This window comes from Sphingomonas sp. CL5.1 (assembly GCF_013344685.1).
Lineage (GTDB): Bacteria > Pseudomonadota > Alphaproteobacteria > Sphingomonadales > Sphingomonadaceae > Sphingomonas.
The window spans coordinates 1,156,467-1,180,826 of the sequence record NZ_CP050137.1 but is presented as its reverse complement, the minus strand read 5'-3'; the positions used below and the strand labels follow the sequence as shown (position 1 = coordinate 1,180,826).

Here is a 24,360-nt window from a genome sequence, read left to right as displayed (position 1 = left end):
GCGGCGGACCCCGCGCGATTTCATCGAAAATCGCGCCCACGCTCGTCGGACGAAAACTCGGACGGCAGCGATCGTTGGGGCAGGCAAGCGCCAGTTGCCCCCCATCCGCAGGTAGTCGTCCACGACTACCTTATTGCGCAAAAAACAGGGTCGCGAGGTTCCTCTCGCGGGCGCGCGGCGCATGCGGACGCGCGCGGCACATGCGAGCTCGCGCGCCGTGCACGCCCGTAGCGCGCCCCGCGCGTGCGAGGCCCGGATCTGCGGTTTGGGTTACCCCGCCCGGGTGCCGAATCGGTCTTACTCATCCTGTCCGCGCCCACTTCCGGGCGCTGTGACGGAGAAGATAAATGACCGCGATGGATTCCGGGAAGATGCGTCCCGAAGTGGCCGCCGCCACGGCCAGGACGATGGCCGAACTGACCCTGCTGGGCAAGGAGGATCCGCTGGCGGCGGAGCGTATCGCCGACCTCGCCGACGGCTCGCCCCGCGCCGAGCGGCTCATGGCCGCGATGCTCGATATCCTGCCTGCCGAGATCGACACGCGCGCCTGGCTCGACTGGATCGAGGGCGGCACGTTTGCGGATGGTGCAACCAAGCTCACCGACCCCGACCGGGGACGGCAAAAGTCCGCGCGCGGCGCCTGGCAATCGGCTGTGGATCTGCGCGACAAGCTGGCGCGCGAGGTCGCTACGTGTCGACAGAAATTGGTCGATGCCGAGCAGTTGTTCGACCAGGCAGAGCAGGGGGTCAAAGCCGCCGATGCGCAGTTGCGCGCGGTGGTCTGCTATCGGTTCGCGATCGATGCGGCGAAGCTGCTGGGGCGTGTGTTCGCGATGGGTCCGCTGTTCACCATTGGCCGCGCGATCAGCGTCTATCAGCGCCGCGACGCCGCGTTCGAGGAAGCGCTCGATGCGACGGGGCGGGCGTGGCTCGACGAGCATCTCGCCAACCGCGAGGACACGTCGCGGCGCATCCAGGAACTGCTCGATTTTTTTGTCGGTGACGTGGCGGTCGAGATCAAGCTGCATCGCGCCATCTACAAGGTGCTGACCGACGCCAAGGCCAGTATCGAGGCGGAAATCGCGGAGGCAAAGCGGACCGGCGCGCGGCTGTCCGCGACCGCCAAGCGGACGATCCGGAACTACGAGCAGCGACGCACCAGCGTGCGCCGTGAAGGGCTGCGCCACGACTACCGCGATGTGCTGGCAGGACTGGCCGGGCACGACCTCGAACACACCGATGCAAATGCGGCAGGGGAGGACTGATCATGCGCGACGCAGCAAACGATAACAGCATGATCGAAGCCGATCTGGCCGAGTGGTTCGATCATTTCGGCGGCCTGACGTTGGGGGAGCTGACCGAGCGCCTCGAAGAGTGTGGGTACCATGCAGGCGCGATCCAAACCGTCATTCATGCGGCTCTGATGCGGCTCGACATTTTCGTCAGCGTACCGCTCGGCCACCTTGATCTGGACGACAGCATCAACCGGCTGGATCTGATCGTCGGCGTGACGCGCGTAGAGGTTCTAACCACGCGCTATCATAAGCCGCATTTTGTCGCGCCCGCCGCCGATGGCGGGCGGCTCGCGATCTGGGATCTTTACGTTGAGGACACCAATGGGATCCACACCGACATCGACCCCGAACTCGCCCGGCTGAGCTATGCCGAGCGGCAGCGGCGCAACCCCCGCACGCCGGTGGACTGTGTCATTCCGTTCGTCGCGGTGTTGCCCGGGGAAGCGATCCAGCTCACCGCACGGTTCGGTGCCGACGGCGTATTGGCCGAGCGCTCGATCTGGGTCGGCCCGCGGCTCAGTTGATCGTCAAACCGGCGCTTGATGCATGCCCGCGCGATGGTGGCGTATGGTCGACTGGCAACCGGCGACAATCGTCATGAACTAACGTCGGCACGGTGCTATGCATCCGTGCCGACCAGGCGGTTTACGACGCCGCCGATCATGCGCCAAGCAGCTGCATCCAGCGCATGCGCCGAGGCATTGCGAGCCGGTGTCGCGGACCATTGACCGTAGATCGCGGCAGCGATCAGCATCATCATGGCGGGCGTCCTCCAGGCACTGGTGCGGACGGGCGGCGGAGCGATCATCGGACGAACACCTTCATTGCGATTGCGATATTCATCTCTGGGAAATTTAGCACAGCAATCTCCGTGCATCACGGATGCACGATTGGCGGACCTGCTTTTTCGTCCCACGCGCGCGATGCACGCATGGAGCAGCTACCGCTCCCCGGGTTCGACGCCATACATGCGACCGAACCGCATCTTCACCACAAGCGCCAGTTCGTCGTCGTCCGTCTCGATCGCCCGCCAGGCATAGGGGGCTCCACCGATATCCCTGGCGCTTGCGGCCCATTCCTCGTTGTCGGCCAGCCATGTGTCGAGGTCGGTCCAATTACCGTTGGCATTCGGTATGCCGATCCGATGCCTCATGCCGACACCGCGATGCTGGCGGTCCAGCGCAGCAGCCCGATCGGTTCGAAGAGCGGGCCGACCTGGGCGCCGCGCCGCATGGTCGTCGCGGCCAGATGACCAACGACCGCGTCGATCATCGCAGGCTCGAGCGATAGCGCCTGACGGATAACCTCGACCACGTCGTCCACCCGCAAAAGACTCTCGCTCGCCTCCTCGCCATCCTCGCTGATGGCGACCCAGTCGATGCACCCAGCACGGGTACCGAGACAAGCATAATACCGGGCCGTGTTGGCATGGATTCGCAGGAAAGCGGTCGCCTCGTCGTAATGGATGTGGATTGGATCGTAGCGCTGCAAAGGGGTCTCCAGCTCGCCGATTATTCGAACGACGCGAGCCATCGCATGTATTCGACGGGGCCGATCGCATCGACGACGATGCGCTCGAACCGATCAGCCGAAATGCGGCCGGCGCGGCGCATCGCCACCAGCCGATCGATATCGCACGTCACAACTGCGACGAAGTCGTGGCGCCATTGGTGCCGATCCGGATTCGCTGGCTGACGAAGCGGATGGTGGGGAGCGCATGGCACGATTTCGTGGGGTGGTCCGACATGGGATCAGCGTTTCCCGGGATACAGTCTGTCGAAACGCTTCAGGGCGCCTGCTGGCGTCGCGTCGACGTTGCTGCCGGCGGCCGTCATATCGAGCATGCGAAGCGTCGCGTGACCTTCTTCACTCAGCGCGATATCCTCCAGGATGCTGGTGGTGCAGGTGACCAGCTTCTCGCACTCCAGGAAGTGCAGGTAATGCTCGCCGAACGCGCGGTTGCCGCCAAAGCCTCTGACCATGAAATCGACCAAGTCGGTGCGGTGAATCTCCATGTCGATGAGCCGCAAGGCGCTGCGCATCAATTCAAGCTGATCGGTCGCGCGGTTGCATTCACACAGCCTCAATCTGAAGTGCGCGAACAGGTCGCGCATATCGTCATAGGTGTTCCCGTCGGGCGCGACGAAGAACCATGATCTGCTGCCTACTTTCGTAACTCCGAAGCGATCGAATCGCCCGAAATTATCGAAGCCCCACACCCTTCCCGGCGGCGAGATGTATCGCCAGCCGCCATACTGGCCGTACGGCCCGAGCCACCGCACGGTGTCGTCGATGTTCATGAAATTTCCTCTCCATTCGGTTCAACCGAACGGAGACTTCAATTCTCATTCTTGGACCTTGGCTGGGGTGGATAGTACCCCGATCACCATGGCCGCCATTCGTTCCCCGAGCATATGCCTTTCGGCAGCGCACGTGCCGGAGTTCGGGCCGGTTGGAGACAGGCCGCTTCCGGACGGCTGATCGCGGGAAGAAAACACTTCTGCAGCGGCCCGTCCGAGGATAGGTAAAGCAGGATTCGAGCGTCGTCAGCATCGTGGAGCGATGCGGATCTCCAGGGCTTAGCCGATGAGGGATCTCAGGTTAGCGGTAATGCGCCGTGCCATCGCTGGCGCCTCGATCTTATGCAGACGGGCGAGTTCGACGACCGCCAATGAGACGTCGGCGGGCTGGGAAGGCCTCCCCGAAATCTGCGTGAACGGCCCATCGGTTTCGGTAAGCAGGCGATCTAGCGGTATAGCCGCGACGAAAGCGCGACGCTTCTCTCCGTCGAGCATCATGTGGTTTACCGAAAAGTAAAAGCCGAGGTCGATCGCGCGCCGCAGTTCCGGAGCGGAGCCGGTAAACCAATGCATGACGACCTTGCCGTGCGACCTTGGTAATCTGGCTTCGACCATGTCTATGACCGCCGTGACGGATCGCACGCTATGGATCGTCAATATGCGATCGCGGAGTTCCCCACACCGGTCCAGGATCTCCCCGAACACCTGCTTCTGCGTGTCCAGAGAGCGATAATATCGCGGGCCCGAATCGAGGCCGACTTCTCCCACGTATCGCGTCTCACCCACCAGCTCTTTCCAGAGCGCCAGCTCGGTCGCACGGGACTCGACCAGCTGCGGGTGAAGGCCAAGCGCCGCCCTCACGAACTTAGTGTGGGAGGCAAGCTCATGATTCCTTGCCCAGGCCTTCGGCGTGGTCGTGACGGCCAGCGTGTAGACCGCCTCCCGCTCACATCGCGCGATCGCAGCCTGATGGTCTGGGTAGAGATCGAGGTGGCAGTGGAAATCGACGAGTGCGGCTCGCTCGAACTTGTCGCGCTCGTTCACGCGGGGCCGGCCCTGACACCCCTGAGCAATAGGCCCACTTCCACGAGTCCGCGTCGATAGACGTCTGCGAGGGCTGCGGTCTGGTGAGGCACGTCGGTGAGACTTCCTGGTTTATGCACGAGCGTTGCAGCGAGGTCCGGGTTCTGCCGTAGCCGTTCGATTGCGAGTTGGAATGCTCTGACCTGTATGCCCTCGGCCTTGCGCGTGTCGAGCTTCGCGGCTGTCAGATCGGCAAGGATATAGGGCGTCGGGTCTCGGCCTAGCAGTGAAGCGCGTCGGATCAGGCAAGGAAGGCAATGACCGCAATGACCTTGCGGGAGCCCCTGCCACCGCGCCTTTGCCGGTGACGAGCAAGAAAGCGAACCGGCGGCAAGGTCCATCAACAATGCCTGGTCCGCGCATCCCGTCGCCATCTCTCCCTTCGTCTTGTCCCAATAGGGATTCACGAGCGTTCCTCGCACGCCGAGCAGCCCCAGCAGGTCGTTCCATCGGGCGATGTGGAATGGATGTGTGGTGCGGGTGCTCGGTGCGCCCAAGCGCAGCGGATCGAGGGGTACGTTGAGCGCGATGAGTCCGTTCTCCGGCACCTGGACCTCGAATCGGCGTCCGAGCCCGGTCCCCGCGGCTGCGGCGAGTGCGAAGAAGAGGAACGACCTCCCGCGCGTCGTGCTTTCGGACTCGACTCCCTCGACGAGACCGTTCGGGAAGGTCATCCAGACCCGCAGCCGATCGAGATCGTTGCGTTGGAAGTGCTGCCGCAACCCATCGAAGCAGGTCTCCTGCGACGTGCTGACGGCGCTCTCGCCCGCATGGCTCACGAACAGGGGCGAGTGGCCCGCGTTGAGCTTGTCTATCGCGCCGATCAGGCTGTCCAGGCCGCCCGAGAAGAGGCTGATTCCGTCATATGGTATCCCCCCGAGCTGCTCGTCGGGCGCGGCGACCAGAGAATGATGGGTGCGCGGCCGCGCTCGGAATCCGATCTGCCAGCGGTCGCCGGTGAGGAAGTCAAGCGCCCGCTTGAGTGTCTGCCGCGTCGTCTGCCAGAGGTCGGGGTCGCTGACGGGGACGACGAGACGTATCTCTCTCGTCCAGCCGTCTTGCGATTCAGACGCGCGCGAGATGCGGGTGTCGGCCGCATGAACGTGCGCGGCGAGCACGAGCAGATCAGCTCCGATCTCGCTCGGATGGAGCCCAAGCTTTCGGAGATCGTCGAGCGCATGGCCGAGCCCGAATGCCAGACCGTCGGGCGCGCCGAACCTCAACTGGGTCAGCTGTTCATCGGCGGCCTTTGGGATTGCGGTCCTGTCGCCAGCGCCGAGCCGACCTACAATGAGATGACGGGTCACTTCGCGGCCTCCTCTTCGCCAAGCGCCTCGAGGATGTCGAAGGCGGCCCCATAGATGCGTTCCATGGTCTGGCCGATCGTATTCGGATCGATCGCGGCGAAGTCGATCGCGGCTTCACTGAAGGCGTCGGATACGCCGCCGAGAATGAACTCGTGCAATTGATCTTGGACCGTTTGCGCGGCGCCGGCATCCGCCGGAATCTCGACGCCCCTGATACCAATGTCGTTGTATATTCGATCCTCGATGGTGTGCGCGACGTAGAGCTCGAGCACCGTCTGCATCTGCTCAGGCGTCAGGCTCGACATGTCGGCGATCCCCGCATCCGCGAGGTCGACGACGGTTTCCATGAAGGCGTCGCGCGCGATGCCCTCGTCGATCGATCCGCCTTCGGGGCAGAACTGCTCGACCAGCGCCGAGAATATCTCGACCGGAGAACTGCCGGCCATTCCGGCAAGGTTGAACGTTACAAGAGCTGCCTGGAGGCCACGCACGCTGACGTCGCCGAGGAAGCCGGCGATCCGGGCAGCCACCCCGCGTGACGACCCCATCCGGCGGGCCGCCGGTCCGGATCCGCCGGAGGCTTGGGACACATATTGAGAGACCGCGCGGCCGAGTGCGCGTCGGTCCTCACCGCCCGAGCTGGCGAATTTGGTGAAGTTCCGGCGGGCGTTCCTAAACCGATCGGGAGGTGGGGACGGTGCCGGAGCCGGGCGTGGGGGTGGAGCCGGCGGGACCGGCTCCGCGCCATCGCCATCTTGCGGGGCGGGTGCCGGTGGCGCGGCGTCGCCATCGTTAACGAAGTCGGGAACTAGGGGATCCTTCCCATTGGGTCCGCCGAAGGGCGTGGAGGTTCCCATTAGCTTTTCGCCTTGGTCTTGATCGTCATACCGGCTCCTGCCGCCGCCTTGAGCGCTGTATTTCCGTCCTGTTTCGCCCAGCCATCTTGAATTTGGGTGAGGCGGTCCTTCGACGGCTGCGAGGTCAGGGCGGCGTTCCACCCTGTTGCCAGCCATGGGCCGCACCGGTCGGCCGGCAGCTGCTCGATGAAGTCCAACAGGTTCGGTTGAAGGGCGGGTTGCGCGGTGACTAGTATCACCAGGCCCTCGACGCCCTTCGGCTTTTGCCTGAAGTCGTCACTGGACATGATCCTCTGCCGGACGCCTTCGAAGACCTTGCTGGCTTCGGCTGGCGCGAGTTCTTTGAGCCTCGTCGATTGTATCGCGATTCGCGGAAGCATTAGCATGTCGACCACGCCTTCGAGGTGGCCGAGTGTGGAAGCCGCACCGAAGAAATCCTTCCTGTCACGTGCGATGAACAGGTAGGGGCGCAGATCGACACCGGCGAGCTTCGGCTCCAGCTTCGCCCATTCCGTGACGCGTTCATCGACGCGCCATTCGTCGAGGATCTGATCGGCAGCTGCGGGGGGCTCGGGTGCGGCCTCGGCGCCCGCCCTTCGCCTCGCGGCCCCGTTGCTCGTCTTCGGCTCGGTGTCATCCGCCGCTGTCGGCGGAACATCCGGCCCGGCCTCGAGCTTCGCCAGCCGGCGGCAGACACCGCCTTCATCCCGGGCTGCATCGGTGGCGACCTGCTCGAATAGACGCGGGATGAAGCGTTCGGCTAACATCAGCTTGGCAAGTATCGTCCGCTTGAAATCCTCGCCGAATTTCCGGTTACGCGCGGTATGTTCGCGTAGCAGCAGTGCATTGAGGAAGCGCTTGATCTGTCGCGGATTGCCGAACGTACCGCGACCGAGCAAGGGACCGATCTGGTCGCTGAGTGTGAGCGCGGAGACGACGGCCGGTCCCTTATCCCCGAGATCGCCGAGCGAGGTGTTCAGTAGCGCGGCGTCTACGCCGCCGCCTTTCCAGGGCTCCCTTAGCGCTTCGCGAGCCTTCTCGATGAGCGTCTGAAATCCGGGATGGTCTTCTCCGATTTCGGCGCCGACAAGAAGGAGTGTCACGTAAGAACGGGTCTCTACGTCGCCGAGCGCCGGGATCCGGAACGGGACCTGGATCAGTTTCTCAAGGTAGTTGCGAGCATAATCGCGGGGGCCGGTGCTGTCCGGCAGATCGGGGAAGTGCTTACGGACCGAATATTCGATCATCGCCTCATCGGCCGCGACGACGAAGGCGGTGTTGGACGTGAACAGAAACAGCCTGACCGCTTCCAACGTCTCGATTGCGGTATCGGGGAGGCAACGGTCGAGATCGTCGATAAGAATCACGAGTTGTTTGATTCCGGCTTTGTTGAGGAGCTCGTCAAACTCCTTCCGGAATGCCTCGATTTCTTCAGGGACCCGTTTCGAGGAAGGCTTGATCAGACCCTTCGCGCCTTCGGCTGCCGCGTCGAGATTCTCCTTTGTCGCCAGCTTCGCGGGATCGGCCGCGAGATCCTTGAGTTTGTCGAATAGCGCGCCGACCATGTCGGGCGAGGGAATCCCGTTGGTCGCGGTGAGGGCGAGTCCACCGGCGTGCTTCGCAAGTTTCAGCCAGTCTATGCGTCCGAAGATGTCCTTTACTGCGTCCCCGGCCTTCGTGAGAGCCGGGCGCTTTTCGACGAGCGCGGTGACGATGCCCTCTATCAGCGCGATCTTGGCGTCTTCGAATCCTTGAAACCTCCAGCCATTGAACTTCAGGCAGACGGTGTCCTCATAGGTCGCGAATTGGTTCTCGATCATCTCGAGGATGCTCGACTTACCAGCGCCCCAATCACCGTGGACGCCGATCGTCATCGGTTTCGAGGGGTTGTCACGAAGAAGTGCGACGATTGAGGCTGCGATCGGCTCGTTATTGAGCAGATCGACCTTGGTCTCGTTATCGAATAGGAACATCTACCCCTCCCAGTTCCATGTTTGTTCATGGTCTTTGGTGCAGTCAAGCGCAGCGCGGCGGGATTAGAACCAGAATAGAGTGATAGGCCTCTTATGCGTGGCGAGCCTCGCCGTGCACGCGTCGTGCGCGTCAAACCGAAGTCTCTCCATTCGGGAGGCGAGAACGCGCAGTTATTTTTTGGCCCTGTCGTCTAGCGGACCGACGATTGAGATGAACAGAGCAGACGGCTTGACCGATCTAGCTTCCTAGATGATGCTACGATCGGCCGTCCCGCCAGACCTGCCACCGGGTTAAAGCGGACATATCTAGACGTGATTTTGATCGGCTCCTTCCCGTGGTCGATGGGTAATCGGTGGACATCGACCTTCAGGCAAGGACGATCGATCATGGCTGCTATTCCCCTTACCGAATCCGCTGTTCGCACGCTCAAACGCGGCCTCATTGCCCGTTTTCCAGGCGATAAATCGTCGCATCTCTCCGAGGCGCTAGCCGCTGCGCTACGCTTCAACACCAACATGTCGCTGGTCGACGCCGTGCGGCGCACCGACGTTGACGACCCCGACATCCTACTCCTCGATGAAGCTGGGTTCCTCGAGCGCCTTCAGACGGTTGCCCGCCGACCGCTGACATCCTCGGACCGGGCGCTGATCTTCGACAATCTGCGCATTGCCGATGACGGCCAGCTCATCCGAACTAGATCCGTCGGCTTCACCAAGGTCCGGTACGATCGCTCCAAGCGCCGGCTGGCATGGCGCAACCTGATGGTCCACGCGATCAACGCCGGGATCGCGCAGCGACTTTTCACGGTCCGGCCAGGTGACAATCGCTGGCCCGGCGCACGCAAGGATCGCTTCGACGAGAATATCGCGGCGACCTTCCGCTTCGAGATCGACGGAATGCCAGCGGTGGGCTCGGTCCATGACGCAGGCTATGACGAACTCAGCGTCCATGTGGCCCTCTGGCCAACCAAGGATGCGGAATATTGGGTGCCGGCCGTTGGCGCGGGCAAGCTCGCCGGAGAAGCGTTCGCAATGGGCTGGCTCGAGCGACGCGACGGGGCCTGGCTCCAAGTATTGCGCGACAGCAGATTGCGGGACAGCTTTCGCTGCAAGAATTCGCATCTCGACCGCTTGGCGCAGCTCGAGGTCGAGCCATTGGGCTATGCCGATCGAGGAAGCTTTAAGCTGTGACATCGCAGGCGGCAGATCATCCCGAGGAGAATCCAGACGGCTGCTAGACATATGTCGAGTATCACGGCGCGTCAGGGACGCAGGACTGTATCGAGGCGGTGGAGCGACTGATCCAAGGCACACGTGAACTGCGCACGGCCAAAATCCTGACCAAGCCCGGCAAAGATTCCTCGGGTCATGCGCTTTTCCTGACCGACAGCCGCGGCGACGAGATCATTATCAAGGGCGGGTTCGCCTCCGGCTACGGCGGCAGCGGTCCCAAGGGCTTCTCCGCCACCTTGCGGCTGCTCGACTGGCACGGCGTGGAGCTATCGGAGATCGAGATCGATGCCACGTTGATGGAGCGGCTGAACGCTTCAGCCCTGACCATTGCCGACCTAGAGAATATTCGGGAGGCAAGGCCCGTTCGGCCCCATCGCTACTGGGACTATGTCTTCGACCAGGAAGACAGGCCGCAACTTGAAGGAAATCCCTGGCAATATCGCGAACCGATCAGCCCGTTCGCGCTCCTCGATGAGCGTCTTGCGCCACATGTCCGCCGTTTCTGGGACGACCCCGACGCCGTGCTTATGAAAGGCCACCGCGCCCTCGAACAGGCTGTCCGGCTCAAGGCCGACATGTCGAAGGAAGAGGCCACGGACGGTCCAGCAGCCGTGTACCGCTATGCGTTCGGCGGTAACGCACCGCGCTTGAGTTGGGAGGGTGTCACCAAGTCGGAGCATGCCGGTCGTATGAATCTCTTCATGGGCGTGCTGACCGCATATCGCCATGTGCGCGCGCATCGCGACGAGAAGTCGCACCGCGACGCGCTGCTCAGCGAACTGCTGCTTCTGAACCACCTGTTTCGGCTTGAAGCGACCGCAAAGCTGACGGCCAAATCATAGCAGTCATAGTCGCCGATCGTGCAGGCAGCTGTATCGATGTCCGATTCTGCGGTGGGCGCCGAGGATCGTGAACGACCGTTTAGGGGCGCTTTATTGCCGTAGAATACAACGTGCGACAGCGTCGACGCCTGTCCCTGCTCCCAGTTCGACCCACTCGCGGTACAGGGAAACGATCTCCGCTTTTGACAGACTTGGGTTGCCTGCGACGTTCCCTGCGAATCTGGCAAAGTCGAGTTGGGCCATAACGGCTTCGACATCGCCCCGGATGAAATAATGCGACGACGGACTGGCAGTGAAATCGTGATGCACGCGACCTGCACGCGCACCGACGCGCTGGATCACGAAATCAGCGCGATCCGGCGTCGTGAATTCAAAATCCGGATGCCGCGTTTCGACGGGCCGTAGCGCGCGCGGCTCTGGGCGGCGCTCCCAGATCTGGAAGATGGCCGGGACATTGTACGGTTTGCCCCGGAACAGAAACGCATCGTCCGGCACGATCTCCTCACGAACCAGGTGGAACGCGCGATCGAGGCGATTGTGGATCGAGCCCTTCCGAAACGTTCGCGGCAGGATCAAGGCGATGACGTCGGCCTGGCGAGCCGCATGGTTGAAGAAGCGCACGGCCATGCTGGCGTTTTTTCCGAAGGGCGGATTGCCAATGATGGCTGCGGGCCGATCGCTCCCGATGTTGATCGTGAGAAAGTCTGCCGTCCGGATACCGGGATATTTGGGTTCGACATCGTAGGCGACACTGCCCGCGGGCAACAGCCTGAAGAACGATCCCGTGCCGGCGCTCGGTTCGACCATCAGGTAGATAGCCGGATCGAAATGCTCCCGGAAAATACCGTAAAAGTGGGCGGCGACATCCTGTCTGGTATAATATTGATCGAGCTGAACATCCGAGGCGCGATTGTCGTTGAGCGCCGCTCGCGTGACCGCGTTCTGCGGCGGAAAGAAAGCCTCAGCCTGGGCCGGCGCGGCGGTTGTCGCTTCTGCCTGCCCATCGGCAACTTCTTGTACTCCCTGTATATACATGATGTCCTCCCCATGCGGCGGCCGTTCCGAGACGACGATCAGCGCGTCACCTCGCTGGCTTCATGGGCGGCTTCGACATCGCCATCCGGGTAACCCGGACCGCGGGACGCGGCGGGATCGCCCCGCGGGGCGTCGATCACAGCAGAGACATTCTGCTGAGAGGGTAGCGTTCGGTGCGACCGTGCAACGCGTGCTTACGCTGCGGCGCCGGCTCCCCCCCGATCCAACAGCGCATCGACCGCGTCGCTGCCTTCCTCGCGGACAAGCACCGCCAGTTCGTCGAGCTGCGGATAGTGCCGAAGTATCCATGCCTTGGCCCGGCGGCATTTGGCCCTGGATCCGAACGTGCGGCACCAGACCTGCCGTCTGCCTTGCCGCCCCTTACGATCGCGCACGAGTTCGCTGAGTGTGAGCGTGCGGCCATCGGGGGATTCGGCAAACACGCACGCTTCCACCGCCGGGTCCATTGGCTCGGCTTCGAGCAGTGCCTTGACCTGCGCGCTGAGTTCGGCGCGGCTGATCCGGGCCAGGGCTCCCCATGACTGCCAGTGATTCTTACGCTCAAGGAGCCACTTGGCCGCGACATCCCATTGCGCCGAGGTCTCGAACGCCATGACATGGAGCGGCGGTAAAAAAGGCATCTGTGTATCGACGAGTAGGAGCAGATACAGACCATCCCGCTGAACGGGCACGAAGCCATAGATCGGTTGGGCGGTTGCGATGCAGGGCGCGCGCGTCATCTTCAATTCCTTTTCGACGGCATATCGCCGTCATTTCATTCGCCCCATGGCGACACCTCCCATCTCCCCATTCATGCTGTTCTTCGCGTCGCGAGCGACAGCGCAAGCTCGCGTAATCTCCGCTTCATTGCACTGAGTTACCGTGCTATTCTCGGCGTGTCGGGCGTTTTGAAGATGCGGGCGGTCGGCAAGATTTGGGCGTCGCCGGCCTGAGGCGGCAAGGAAGAAGCAGCGGGGCGCGTCAACCCCCAGTCGGTCGAAGGCCACCTCCTGAAGTGTGGCCTGGCTCATAGAACGAGCAGCCCAAATCGATCGCGATCAGGACGCGGTCCATAGCGAAAGGCTATGGTCTCATGCGTTCAGTTGTCGTCTCTTATACTCGCCGTACCCTTACCCGCGCACAGGCTGGTGATGCCGCTGCACGAAATGTTCAGGGGCTCGGCAGCATCCATAAGGTCGCACGCCTTGCCGTCGACCTGATCCACGACGCGGGCAATGGAAAGCGGGCACTCCCGCCGACGATCCATGCCGCGATGGAACGCCGGAACGTGGCGATCGGCAAGCCGCTGTCCGGCATCGCGGGCAGCATGCCCGATGGTAATCCGCAGGCGATTCGCGACTATCTGCTCGCGCTCGCATCGCCCACAGGAAATGATGATGTACTGCTCTGGGTCGTGAGCGACTGGCTGCAGGACCGGCTCGACGCGCATGCCGACGCGCTGGACGACCTCCGCTCTACGCACCCGGACCTGTACAAGGCGCTATTCGCGCCAACACTCCACAAAGCCATCCGGATCTGCAAGCGGACGAATATCGACCGGTCACGGCTGGCCAGCCTGCTCGCAGACCAGGCCCGGTTCCTGCTGGTGGGCGCTGCCTATGATCGCATCGCCCATGTGCAACAGATGGCGACCAGTCCTTACGGCCAGCATTTCTCCGGGTTCAACGAATGGAAATTTGCCGGACACGTCCTGCTTGCGACCGTTGCCGAGCCGGCCTTGGTGGTCGAGCAGATCTATCGGCACGCTACCACGTTCAACGGCGATCATGACGCGGCTCGCAAAGAACTGCTCCCCGACAATAATGCTGGCGCATTCGTGTTCCAGGCCGCGCTCGAAGCGCACGCAATCATGGTGCACCGGGAGGTACCGCCCGAGCACGTCCAGGCGACGCTCGACAGAACATCCGGTCCCTTGGCAAGGGCAGCGCGGATTACCAGCCAGGATGTCGCCGACGAGGGGCTTGCGCGATCGAGCATGACCAGCCTGTGGTTCGGACTCGAGCCGAGCGAGCTTGCCACCTATGTGGCGATCGAACTGTTGAAGGCGCTGGGCGTGGTCGATGCGCTGGTCGAAGCGGCACTCGACGGCAGGACACCCGTCCGGACCGAAAAGACGCTATCGGATAACCAGATCACATTCGCCGCAACGCTCCTTCGCGCTGAAGGGAAGTCCGACCGGGAATCGCTCCAACTCGGTCGGACGCGCGGTGCGGAGGGCGGGCTCGATCCGGGCAATCAGGGCGGTCGTAGGCCGCTCGTATCGTTGACCGCCAAGCTGCGCGATCCCGTCGTTGCCCGATCCGTTGCCATGACCTTCGCGATCGACGCGAACCGGCTGTTCAAGCCATGACAGCCGCGCGCTTCGGGTTACCCAGCTCGCCTGTCCGAATCGGGCCATCTCTTCCGGCATGGAACGGGATGCCACACTTACATGCCATGCTGCCGGGGCCGATATTTCGGAACCCGCGCGTGTCGTGGTCTGCAACCTTCCAGATGATCTCTGCATCGCGACCGGTGAGCCGGAAATGCTGCTGGCGGCCCTCGGTGCTGCGTTTGCGGCGCTCTTCGACAATCCGGGTGCGATGCCCGGGCGACAATGAGGTGAATGCATGAAGAAGGCCCCGGAGCAGGTCGTCGGCTATGTCCGGGTGTCGACCGAGGATCAGGCCGAGCATCGCACCAGCATCGACAGCCAGATCGAGATGATCAGGGCCGATGCCGAGGCGAAGGGCCAGGACCTTGTCGCGGTGTTCAGCGAACCGGGCGTGTCGGGCCGTGAGGAGGCCCGGCCCGAGTTCAATCGCATGCTCGCTTATGTCGAGGATCCCGTCAACCGCATCGCTGAAATCAAGATCGTCTCGCTCTCGCGGCTCGCGCGTAATCTCGAGCTTCAGGTGCGTACCTTCGCACGTCTCAAGCGCGCCAGGGTGCGGCTTGTATCGCTGACGCAGTCGTTCAGCGACGACCCGAGCGGCAACCTCATGCGCAACATGCTCGCCATGTTCGACGAGCACTTCGCGCTGGAGGCGGCCAAGCACACCAAGCGGACCATGCGCGCCAATGCCATGGAAGGGTTCTTCAACGGCGGTCCGGTGCCGTTCGGCTATGAAAGCCGTACGGTGGAGCGTCGCGGCAACAAGGAAAAGAAGAAGCTGTTCGTCCGCGAGGACGAGGCCGAAGTCGTGCGGACGATGTTCAGGCTGGCGACGGTCGGCGACAGCAACGGTCCGCTTGGCGCACGCGGGATCGCCCAATGGCTCCAGCAGCGCGGGTTCACGTTGCGCGGCAGTCCGTTCAACAACAGCAACGTCTCGGGCATCCTGGGCCGCGAGCATTATACCGGCCACTATATAGACCGCAGGCTAGGCGATGACGGCAAGCCGGAGCCCGAAGAGGCGTGGGTTGAGGTGGTATGTCCCGCGATCATCGATCGCGCGCAATTCGAGGCGGCAGCCGCGTTCAGGGCAACGCGGGCGCCGAAGGTCACGGCGCCGCGCATCACCACCAGTCCGATCCTGCTGACCTCGGTCGCGCGTTGCGGTCTCTGCGGCGAAGGACTGACGATCCGTACCGGCAAGAGTGGCCGCTACAGCTATTATGCCTGCGGCGCCAAGGTGAACGGGGCGGCCGAACGATGCGCGTGCAAGGCGATCCGGCAGGAGGCGCTCGATGGGATCGTCCTGACGGCGCTCGAGGAACGGCTGTTCCAGCCCGATCGCCTGCGCGACCTGCTGCAGCACATGCTTGACGCGTCATCCGAGGCCGAAGAGCGTCGATCCCGAGAGTTGACGCAGGCGCGCTCCGCCCGCACTCAGGCCGAGACACGGCTTCGCAACCTCTATGATCTCGCCGCCGATGGTCATGCGTCGCTCAAGGATCGGACGTTCGCCAATATGCTGGCCGATACACGGTCCCGCATAGCATCGCTAACCGCGACGATCGACATCCTCGAAGCGCAACTCCGGAGCGGCCATCGCAAGATCACGCCCGAGGTCGTCGATCGGTTCGGGGCGCTTGTGCGCGAGAAGCTGCGCGGCAACGAACCCGCCTTGCGCCGCGGATATGTCAGGCTGTTCGTATCTCAGGTCGTCCTGGCCCCGCAGGAGATACGAATCACCGGACCAAAACAGGCTCTCGCCCGCGCCGTCAGCAGAATATCTGCTGACGGGCAGCTGGTGCCCAGTTTTGACCGGGAATGGTGCCCAGAAGAGGACTCGAACCTCCACGCCCTTGCGAGCGCCAGCACCTGAAGCTGGTGCGTCTACCAATTCCGCCATCTGGGCACGGGGTAGGCCGGCGCCTCTAGTGGACGCGGCGTGGCCTTGTCAACCGGGCGGCGACAGGGGTAGGCGCGGCACATCGAAAATCGCATTTGGACAGCTCGCGCATGAAGGACAGGTTGGTCACGCTCGTCGGCGGAGGAGGCTTTATCGGCCGCTACGTGGCGCAGGCGCTGCTCGCGGCGGGCGCTCGGGTGCGGGTCGCGCAGCCCGATCCGCGCGAGGCATGGTTCCTGAAGCCGCTCGGCGGACTCGGGCAGACGCAGTTCGTCGCCGCCGACGTGACGAAACCCGACACGATCGCACGCGCCGTAGAGGGTGCGCGGCATGTCGTGAACCTCGCCGGCAGCTTCTCCGGCGACCTCAGGCGCATCCATGTCGACGGCGCGCGCGCGGTGGCGGAATCGGCGCGGGCGAGCGGCGCGGAATCGCTCGTCCACTTCTCCGCGATCGGGGCGGATGCCGATTCGCCGTCGCGCTATGCCAGCACCAAAAGCGAAGGTGAGGCGGCGGTGCGCGCCGCCTTCCCCAATGCCACGATCTTGCGCCCGGCGACCGTGTTCGGCCGCGAGGACCGGTTCATCAACCGCTTCGCCGGCATGATCGCGATGTCGCCGGTCGTCCCGGTGCTGCGCGCGGCGACCCGCTTCCAGCCGGTGTTCGTCGGCGATGTCGCGGCTGCCGCGGTCGCGGCGCTCGCGATGCCGGATCGCTTCGGCGACCATGTCTATGAACTCGGCGGGCCGGACGTCCTGACCTTGCTGGAGCTGCACCGCTGGATCGCACGCGCGATCGGGCGTGACCCGGCATTGCCGGCGCTGCCCGACGTCGCCGGACGGGTGATCGCCGCGTTCGGCTTCCTGCCGGGCGCGCCGATCACCGCCGACCAGTGGAAGCTGCTCCAGCGCGACACCGTCGTCGCGCCCGGCGCCGAGGGGCTGGCCGCGCTGGGCGTGACGCCGACGCCGCTTGCGGCGGTCGCGCCGGGCTGGCTGGTGCGCTATCGCCGCGCCGGCCGCTTCGCGATGACGACCGCGCAAGCCTGATCCCCCGCGCGCCCCCGGGCGCCGACCGAGGACCATCCATGAACGACCTGCTGATCGTGATCCTGCTCGGGATCGTCGAAGGCGTGACCGAATTCCTGCCCGTCTCCTCGACCGGGCACCTCATCCTCGCAGGCGCGCTGCTGGGATTGCCGGAGGCGGACGCGGTGTTCGACATCGTGATCCAGCTCGGCGCGATCCTCGCCGTGGTGGTGCTGTTCTGGCGGCGCTTCGTGAAGGTCGCGCACGGCCTGCTGCGGCGTGATCCGGACGCGATCGCCTTCACCCGCAACGTACTGCTCGGCTTCCTGCCGGCGGCGGTGGTCGGCGCGGTCGCGTACAAGGCGATCAAGGCGGTGCTGGAGGCGCCGGTGATCGCGCCGCTGGTGGTGGCGATCGCACTGATCGTCGGCGGCATCGCGATCCTGTTCATCGAGCGCGTCGCCCCACCCGCGCGGACCGATTCGGTCGAGAGCATGACATGGCGCACCGCGCTGGGCATCGGCGTGGTGCAATGCCTCGCCATGATCCCCGGCGTCAGCCGCTCGGGCGCGACGATCATGGGCGCCCGCTCGATGGGGGTGAGCCGCGAGACGGCGGCGGAATACAGCTTCTTCCTCGCCATCCCGACGATGCTCGGCGCCACCGCGCTGACCTTGTGGAAGGCGCGGCACGAGTTGAGCGGGGCGCATCTCAACTCGATCGCGATCGGCTTCGTCATCTCCTTCGTGGTGGCGATGGTGGTGGTGCGCTGGTTCATGCGGGTGGTGACGCGGCACGGCTTCCAGCCCTTCGCCTGGTATCGGATCATCGCGGGAATCGTCGCGCTGGCGGCGATCGCGATGAGATAAGTCCGAATCGGCCTCAAAAAAGGAACGACTGAGCACCGCATCGAGACGCCCGGCTGCGGAATCGCCCATATAGGACAGCATTACTGACTTGTTGTCTCGCCGCGCCTGTGAGAACGGGGACGGCGGAGGGCTTATGGCTGGTGAGAAGATGCTTCGATTCGTCGCGGAGGCGCAGTCCTATCCGGGCAAGCGCGGTGCCGCCGAGCGCGCGGCGGACTTCCGCGAGATCGCGGATCGCTATGCGGTGCCGGCGGCGCGGGATCAGGCGTCGCGCTGCTCGCAATGCGGGGTGCCCTATTGCTCGGTGCATTGCCCGCTCCACAACCATATCCCGGACTGGCTGCGGCTGACCGCCGAGGGCCGGCTCAAGGAGGCCTATGAACTGAGCAACAGCACCTCGACCATGCCGGAAATCTGCGGTCGTATCTGCCCGCAGGACCGTTTGTGCGAGGGCAATTGCGTGATCGAATTCTCCGGGCACGGCGCGGTGACGATCGGCTCGGTCGAGAAGTTCATCACAGACACCGCGTGGGAGGAAGGCTGGGTCGAACCGCTCCGGCCCGGTCCGGCGCGCGGCCAGTCGGTCGGCGTGATCGGCGCGGGGCCGGCGGGGCTGGCGGCGGCGGAATATCTGCGCCGCGACGGCTATGAGGTGCACGTCTATGATCGGCACGACCGCGCGGGCGGGCTGCTGACCTATGGCATCCCCGGCTTCAAGCTGGAGAAGCCGGTGGTGATGCGGCGGGTCGAGCGGCTGCGCGAGGGCGGGATCGTCTTCCACGAGGGCTTCGAGGTCGGGCGCGACGCGACGCTGGAGGAATTGCGCCGCCGGCACGACGCCGTTCTGATCGCCACCGGCGTCTATCGCGCCCGCGCGATCGACGTGCCGGGCAACGGCGCGTCCGGCGTGGTCGAGGCGCTCGACTATCTCACCGCCTCGAACCGCAAGGGCTTCGGCGACGCGGTGCCGGCGTTCGACGACGGCAGTCTCGACGCGGCCGGCAAGCATGTCGTGGTGGTCGGCGGCGGCGACACCGCGATGGATTGCGTGCGCACCGCGATCCGGCAGGGCGCCAAGAGCGTGAAATGCCTCTATCGCCGCGATCGCGCCAATATGCCGGGCAGCCAGCGCGAGGTGGCCAATGCGGAGGAGGAAGGTGTCGAGTTCGTCTGGCTCTCCGCCCCGCTGGCGTTCGACGGCGACAGGGTGACGAGCGTCCGCGCCAGCCGGATGCGGCTCGGCGCGGCCGACGCCAGCGGCCGCCGTGCGCCGGAGATCGATCCGGGCAACGAGGTCTCCTTCCCCGCCGATCTCGTCATCAAGGCGCTGGGCTTCGACGCGGAGGAACTGCCCCGGCTGTGGAACGCGCCGGAACTGGGCGTGACGCGCTGGGGCACGGTGCTGGTCGACGGCAAGACGCTGATGACCAACCTAGAGGGCGTGTTCGCCGCCGGCGACATCGTGCGCGGCGCGAGCCTCGTGGTGTGGGCGATCCGTGACGGGCAGGACGTGGCGGCGCAGATGCACGCATGGCTGAAGGCGCAGGCGAAAGTCACGCGCCGGAAGGAAGCGGCATGATGCGGCGCGCGCTTCAGGCGAAGATGAGCGCTGACGGCCGGGAACTTGGCAGCGTGGCCGGCAGGGAAACAGGCGCCCGCGCCTTCGAGCGCATCACACAGGAAATGTTGCCCGAGAACGGGAGCAGGAAATCATGACCGATACCCTCGCCGAACAGCGCGACTATCTCGCCACCCATGGCATGTACCGCCCCGAGCTGGAATCCGATGCCTGCGGCGTCGGCCTCGTCGCCGCGACTGACGGACGGCCGTCGCGCCGCGTCGTCCAGTCGGCGATCGACGCGCTGAAGGCGGTGTGGCATCGCGGCGCGGTCGATGCCGACGGCAAGACCGGCGACGGCGCCGGCATCCACGTCGACCTGCCGATCCGCTTCTTCGACGATGCGATCGCGGTGGGCGGCCACAAGGTGCTGCCGAACCGGCTGGCGGTGGGCATGATCTTCCTGCCGCGCACCGATCTCGGCGCGCAGGAGACGTGTCGCACGATCGTCGAAAGCGCGATCATCGAGGCGGGCTACACGATCTACGGCTGGCGGCAGGTGCCGGTGGACGTTTCGGTGATCGGCCGCAAGGCGCAGGAGACGCGCCCCGAGATCGAGCAGATCATGATCGCCGGCCCGATGCCGGACGAGGTGGACGCGGCGGAGTTCGAGAAGAACCTCTACCTGATCCGTCGCCGGATCGAGAAGCGCGTGATCGCGGCGCAGATCCAGGGCTTCTACATCTGCTCGCTCTCCTGCCGCTCGATCATCTACAAGGGGCTGTTCCTCGCCGAGAGCCTGTCGGTCTTCTACCCCGATCTGGTCGACAAGCGTTTCGAGAGCCGCGTCGCGATCTTCCACCAGCGCTATTCCACCAACACCTTCCCGCAATGGTGGCTGGCGCAGCCTTTCCGCTGCCTCGCGCACAATGGCGAGATCAACACGATCCGCGGCAACAAGAACTGGATGCTCAGCCACGAGATCCGCATGGCCTCGATCGCGTTCGGCGAGCATTCGGAGGACATCAAGCCGGTGATCCCGGCCGGCGCGAGCGACACCGCCGCGCTCGACGCGACGTTCGAGGCGATCTGCCGCTCGGGCCGCGACGCGCCGACCGCCAAGCTGATGCTGGTGCCGGAGGCATGGCGCGGCGGCGAGGAGGACCTGCCGCCCGCGCACGCCGCGATGTACCAATATCTCGCCAGCGTGATGGAGCCGTGGGACGGCCCCGCCGCGCTCGCCATGACCGACGGGCGCTGGGCGGTGGCGGGCATGGACCGCAACGCGCTGCGCCCGCTGCGCTATACCGAGACAGCGGACGGGCTGCTGATCGTCGGCTCGGAGAGCGGCATGGTCGTCGTCCCAGAATCCACCGTGGTCGCCAAGGGCCGGCTCGGGCCGGGGCAGATGATCGCGGTCGATCTGGCGGAGGGTCGCATCTACCACGATCGCGCGATCAAGGACCGGATCGCGGGCGAGCAGGACTATGCCGCGATGATCGGCAATTTCGCGACGCTCGCCGATCTGCCGCCCGCCCCCGCCGACAGCGTGCCGCGCTTCGACCGCGCCGACCTGACGCGCCGCCAGGTCGCCGCCGGGCAGACGCTGGAGGACATGGAGCTGATCCTCGCGCCGATGGTCGAGACGGGCAAGGAGGCGATCGGCTCGATGGGCGACGACACGCCGCTCGCCGTCATCTCGGACAAGCCGCGCCTCATCAGCCAGTTCTTCCGGCAGAATTTCTCGCAGGTGACGAACCCGCCGATCGACAGCCTGCGCGAGCGCTATGTGATGTCGCTCAAGACGCGCTTCGGCAACCTCGCCAACATCCTCGACACCGAGGACCGGCGCGAGCGCGTGCTGGTGATGGATTCGCCGGTGCTCACCTCCGCGATGTGGGGCCGGCTCAAGGCATGGTTCGGCAACGCCGCCGCCGAGATCGACTGCACGTTCGAGGCGGATGGCGGGGCGGAGCGGCTGCGCGCCGCGATCCAGCGCATCCGCAACCAGGCCGAGCAGGCGGTGCGCGAGGGGCGCAGCGAGATATTCCTCACCGACGAGCATATCGGGCCGGACCGGATCGCCATCCCCGGCGTGCTGGCGGCGGCGGCGGTGCACACGCATCTCGTGCGGCGCGGCCTGCGCTCCTATGCCTCGGTCAACATCCGCACCGCCGAATGCCTCGACACGCATTATTACGCGGTGCTGATCGGCGTCGGCGCGACGACGGTGAATGCCTATCTGGCGGAGGCGGCGATCGCCGACCGCCATGCGCGCGGCCTGTTCGGCGACCTGTCGATGGAGCAATGCCTCGAACGCCACCGCACCGCGATCGAGGAGGGGTTGCTCAAGATCATGTCGAAGATGGGGATCGCGGTGATCTCCAGCTATCGCGGCGGCTATAATTTCGAGGCGGTCGGGCTTTCCCGCGCTCTGGTGAACGACCTGTTCCCCGGCATGCCGGCGAAGATCTCGGGCGAAGGCTATGCCTCGCTCCACATCAATGCCGTGGAACGGCACGAGGCGGCGTTCGACACCGCCGTCGTCAACCTGCCGATCGGCGGCTTCTACCGCCAGCGCAACACCGGCGAGGCGCATGCCTATTCGGCGCAGCTCATGCACCTGTTGCAGACATCGGTGTCGACCGACAGCTATTCGACCTACCTGCAATTCTCGCGCGGGGTGGCGGACCTGCCGCCGATCTACCTGCGCGACCTGTTGCAGTTCAACTTCCCGGCGGAGGGGCTGCCGGTCGATCAGGTCGAGCCGATCACCGAGATCCGCAAGCGTTTCGTGACGCCGGGCATGTCGCTCGGCGCGCTTAGCCCGGAAGCGCACGAGACGCTGGCGATCGCGATGAACCGCATCGGCGCCAAGGCGGTGTCGGGCGAGGGCGGCGAGGACAAGGTGCGCTACAAGCCCTATGCCAACGGCGACAACGCCAATTCGACGATCAAGCAGATCGCCAGCGGGCGGTTCGGCGTGACGGCCGAATATCTCAACGCCTGCGAGGAGATCGAGATCAAGGTCGCGCAGGGCGCCAAGCCCGGCGAGGGCGGGCAGCTTCCCGGCTTCAAGGTGACCGAGTTCATCGCGAAGTTGCGCCACGCGACTCCGGGGGTGACGCTGATCTCCCCGCCGCCGCACCACGACATCTATTCGATCGAAGACCTCGCCCAGCTCATCTACGACCTGAAGCAGATCAACCCGCGCGCGCGGGTGTGCGTGAAGCTCGTCTCCTCTGCGGGCATCGGCACGGTGGCGGCCGGCGTGGCGAAGGCCCATGCCGACGTAATCCTCGTTTCCGGCCATGTCGGCGGCACGGGCGCTTCCCCGCAGACCAGCATCAAATATGCCGGGACGCCGTGGGAAATGGGGCTGAGCGAGGTCAACCAGGTGCTGACGCTCAACGGCCTGCGCGGGCGGATCAAGCTGCGCACCGACGGCGGCCTCAAGACCGGGCGTGACATCGTGATCGCCGCGATCCTCGGCGCGGAGGAGTTCGGCATCGGCACGCTGTCGCTGGTGGCGATGGGCTGCATCATGGTGCGTCAGTGCCATTCGAACACCTGCCCGGTCGGCGTCTGCACGCAGGACGAGAAGCTGCGCGCGAAGTTCGTCGGCACGCCGGAGAAGGTCATCAACCTGATGACCTTCATCGCCGAGGAGGTGCGCGACATCCTCGCGCGGCTCGGCGTGCGCAGCCTCGACGAGGTGATCGGCCGCACCGAGCTGCTGCGTCAGGTCAATCGCGGCGCGGAGCATCTCGACGATCTCGATCTCAACCCGATCCTCGCCAAGGTCGACGCGGCGGACGACGAGCGGCGCTTCAGCCTGCCGACCTTCCGCAACGAGGTGCCCGACAGCCTCGACGCGCAGATCATCAAGGATGCGGCGGCGGTCTTCTCGCGCGGCGAGAAGATGCAGCTCACCTATTCGGTGCGCAACACGCATCGCGCGGTGGGCACGCGGCTGTCGAGCGAGATCACCGCGCGCTTCGGCATGGACAAGCTCAACGACGATCACGTCACGATCCGCCTGCGCGGCTCGGCCGGGCAGAGCCTCGGCGCGTTCCTCGTCAAGGGCGTGAAGCTGGAAGTGTTCGGCGACGCGAACGATTATGTCGGCAAGGGCCTGTCCGGCGGCGTGATCGTGGTGCGGCCGGCGGTATCCTCGCCGCTCGCCAGCCAGGACAATACGATCATTGGCAACACCGTGCTCTACGGCGCGACCGCCGGGCGGCTGTTCGCGGCCGGGCAGGCGGGCGAACGCTTCGCGGTGCGCAACTCGGGCGCGACCGTGGTGGTCGAGGGCTGCGGGGCGAACGGCTGCGAGTACATGACCGGCGGCATCGCGGTGGTGCTGGGCGAGGTCGGCGCGAACTTCGGCGCGGGCATGACCGGGGGCATGGCCTTCGTCCATGATCCCAAGGGCACCTTCGCCCGGCGCGCCAACCCGGAGAGCATCGTGTGGCAGCGGCTCTCCTCGCTCCACTGGGAAAGCGTGCTCAGGAACCTGATCCGCGAGCATGCCGAGGTGACCGACAGCAAATGGTCGCGCGGCATCCTCGAGGATTGGGAGCGCGAGGCCGGACATTTCTGGCAGGTCGTGCCGAAGGAGATGCTCACCCGACTCGCGCATCCGCTCGACGACAGCGAGGTGCTGGAAGCGGCGGAGTAGC

At 64.8% G+C, this 24,360-nt stretch carries 20 protein-coding genes, 1 tRNA gene and 1 pseudogene; 11 read left to right on the top strand and 11 right to left on the bottom strand.

Going from position 1 to position 24,360, the window contains the following annotated elements; translation table 11 throughout:
• Positions 1 to 347: 347 nt before the first annotated feature.
• Both F9288_RS05955 and F9288_RS05950 read left to right on the top strand, forming a co-directional pair.
• Positions 348 to 1,265 (top strand): hypothetical protein, encoded by a 918-nt coding sequence (locus F9288_RS05955; protein WP_174835787.1) that lies wholly within the window; start codon positions 348 to 350, stop codon positions 1,263 to 1,265.
• 2 nt (positions 1,266 to 1,267) lie between these two features.
• Positions 1,268 to 1,819, top strand: coding sequence for a hypothetical protein (locus F9288_RS05950; RefSeq protein WP_174835786.1), 552 nt, complete (start codon positions 1,268 to 1,270; stop codon positions 1,817 to 1,819).
• 95 nt (positions 1,820 to 1,914) lie between these two features.
• On the opposite strand, the gene F9288_RS05945 is transcribed toward F9288_RS05950, so the two are convergent.
• The 8 genes from F9288_RS05945 to qatA all read right to left on the bottom strand — a co-directional run bounded on the left by F9288_RS05945 (position 1,915) and on the right by qatA (position 8,815).
• Entirely contained in the window at positions 1,915 to 2,055 is a 141-nt protein-coding gene (locus F9288_RS05945; RefSeq protein ID WP_174835785.1) for a hypothetical protein, read from the bottom strand.
• 180 nt (positions 2,056 to 2,235) lie between these two features.
• Positions 2,236 to 2,448 carry a hypothetical protein gene (locus F9288_RS05940; RefSeq protein WP_174835784.1) on the bottom strand — a complete coding sequence of 71 codons (213 nt, stop codon included), beginning with the start codon at positions 2,446 to 2,448 and terminating at the stop codon, positions 2,236 to 2,238.
• Complete coding sequence (locus F9288_RS05935) at positions 2,445 to 2,828, bottom strand: hypothetical protein (RefSeq protein WP_174835783.1); 384 nt, start codon at positions 2,826 to 2,828, stop codon at positions 2,445 to 2,447. The genes F9288_RS05940 and F9288_RS05935 overlap by 4 nt, the downstream gene beginning before the upstream one ends.
• 218 nt (positions 2,829 to 3,046) lie before the next feature.
• Entirely contained in the window at positions 3,047 to 3,595 is a 549-nt protein-coding gene (locus tag F9288_RS05930) for a hypothetical protein (protein WP_174835782.1), read from the bottom strand.
• Between the two features lie 279 nt (positions 3,596 to 3,874).
• Positions 3,875 to 4,639: a Qat anti-phage system TatD family nuclease QatD gene (gene qatD, locus F9288_RS05925; protein WP_174835781.1), complete on the bottom strand. Its 765-nt coding sequence runs from the start codon at positions 4,637 to 4,639 to the stop codon at positions 3,875 to 3,877.
• Positions 4,636 to 5,985 (bottom strand): Qat anti-phage system QueC-like protein QatC, encoded by a 1,350-nt coding sequence (qatC, locus tag F9288_RS05920; protein WP_174835780.1) that lies wholly within the window; start codon positions 5,983 to 5,985, stop codon positions 4,636 to 4,638. Before qatC ends, qatD begins: the two co-directional genes overlap by 4 nt.
• Positions 5,982 to 6,842 carry a Qat anti-phage system associated protein QatB gene (gene qatB, locus F9288_RS22305; RefSeq protein ID WP_174835779.1) on the bottom strand — a complete coding sequence of 287 codons (861 nt, stop codon included), beginning with the start codon at positions 6,840 to 6,842 and terminating at the stop codon, positions 5,982 to 5,984. Before qatB ends, qatC begins: the two co-directional genes overlap by 4 nt.
• Positions 6,842 to 8,815 (bottom strand): Qat anti-phage system ATPase QatA, encoded by a 1,974-nt coding sequence (qatA, locus tag F9288_RS05910; RefSeq protein WP_174835778.1) that lies wholly within the window; start codon positions 8,813 to 8,815, stop codon positions 6,842 to 6,844. Before qatA ends, qatB begins: the two co-directional genes overlap by 1 nt.
• Before the next feature lie 387 nt (positions 8,816 to 9,202).
• On the opposite strand from qatA, the gene F9288_RS05905 reads away from it, so the two are divergent.
• On the top strand, positions 9,203 to 10,006 hold the full coding sequence (locus F9288_RS05905; RefSeq protein WP_174835777.1) for a hypothetical protein: 804 nt from the start codon (positions 9,203 to 9,205) through the stop codon (positions 10,004 to 10,006).
• Positions 10,007 to 10,104: 98 nt separating this feature from the next.
• Complete coding sequence (locus tag F9288_RS05900; RefSeq protein WP_174835776.1) at positions 10,105 to 10,890, top strand: TIGR02391 family protein; 786 nt, start codon at positions 10,105 to 10,107, stop codon at positions 10,888 to 10,890.
• Positions 10,891 to 10,980: 90 nt separating this feature from the next.
• On the opposite strand, the gene F9288_RS05895 is transcribed toward F9288_RS05900, so the two are convergent.
• Together F9288_RS05895 and F9288_RS05890 are read right to left on the bottom strand one after the other, a co-directional pair.
• On the bottom strand, positions 10,981 to 11,925 hold the full coding sequence (locus F9288_RS05895) for an SAM-dependent methyltransferase (protein ID WP_254621089.1): 945 nt from the start codon (positions 11,923 to 11,925) through the stop codon (positions 10,981 to 10,983).
• A 194-nt stretch (positions 11,926 to 12,119) separates the two neighbouring features.
• On the bottom strand, positions 12,120 to 12,665 hold the full coding sequence (locus F9288_RS05890; protein ID WP_174835775.1) for a hypothetical protein: 546 nt from the start codon (positions 12,663 to 12,665) through the stop codon (positions 12,120 to 12,122).
• A 353-nt stretch (positions 12,666 to 13,018) separates the two neighbouring features.
• Here F9288_RS05890 and F9288_RS05885 point away from each other — a divergent pair, with 353 nt between their 5' ends.
• Together F9288_RS05885 and F9288_RS22360 are read left to right on the top strand one after the other, a co-directional pair.
• Entirely contained in the window at positions 13,019 to 14,296 is a 1,278-nt protein-coding gene (locus F9288_RS05885; RefSeq protein WP_174835774.1) for a hypothetical protein, read from the top strand.
• Positions 14,297 to 14,555: 259 nt separating this feature from the next.
• Positions 14,556 to 15,578 (top strand): annotated as a pseudogene (locus F9288_RS22360) (recombinase family protein); the annotation flags it as partial.
• Positions 15,579 to 16,142: 564 nt separating this feature from the next.
• Here the strand turns inward: F9288_RS22360 and F9288_RS05870 are convergent.
• Positions 16,143 to 16,229: transfer RNA gene (locus F9288_RS05870), tRNA-Leu, on the bottom strand.
• 104 nt (positions 16,230 to 16,333) lie between these two features.
• Here F9288_RS05870 and F9288_RS05865 point away from each other — a divergent pair.
• From F9288_RS05865 to gltB, 5 genes are all read left to right on the top strand, one after another.
• Positions 16,334 to 17,272: a complex I NDUFA9 subunit family protein gene (locus F9288_RS05865; RefSeq protein WP_174835773.1), complete on the top strand. Its 939-nt coding sequence runs from the start codon at positions 16,334 to 16,336 to the stop codon at positions 17,270 to 17,272.
• A gap of 38 nt (positions 17,273 to 17,310) precedes the next feature.
• Positions 17,311 to 18,120 carry an undecaprenyl-diphosphate phosphatase gene (locus tag F9288_RS05860; protein ID WP_174835772.1) on the top strand — a complete coding sequence of 270 codons (810 nt, stop codon included), beginning with the start codon at positions 17,311 to 17,313 and terminating at the stop codon, positions 18,118 to 18,120.
• Between the two features lie 133 nt (positions 18,121 to 18,253).
• Positions 18,254 to 19,699 carry an NAD(P)-dependent oxidoreductase gene (locus tag F9288_RS05855; protein WP_174835771.1) on the top strand — a complete coding sequence of 482 codons (1,446 nt, stop codon included), beginning with the start codon at positions 18,254 to 18,256 and terminating at the stop codon, positions 19,697 to 19,699.
• Entirely contained in the window at positions 19,696 to 19,836 is a 141-nt protein-coding gene (locus tag F9288_RS05850) for a hypothetical protein (protein WP_174835770.1), read from the top strand. Before F9288_RS05855 ends, F9288_RS05850 begins: the two co-directional genes overlap by 4 nt.
• Positions 19,833 to 24,359 carry a glutamate synthase large subunit gene (gene gltB, locus F9288_RS05845; protein WP_174835769.1) on the top strand — a complete coding sequence of 1,509 codons (4,527 nt, stop codon included), beginning with the start codon at positions 19,833 to 19,835 and terminating at the stop codon, positions 24,357 to 24,359. Before F9288_RS05850 ends, gltB begins: the two co-directional genes overlap by 4 nt.
• Position 24,360: the final 1 nt, after the last annotated feature.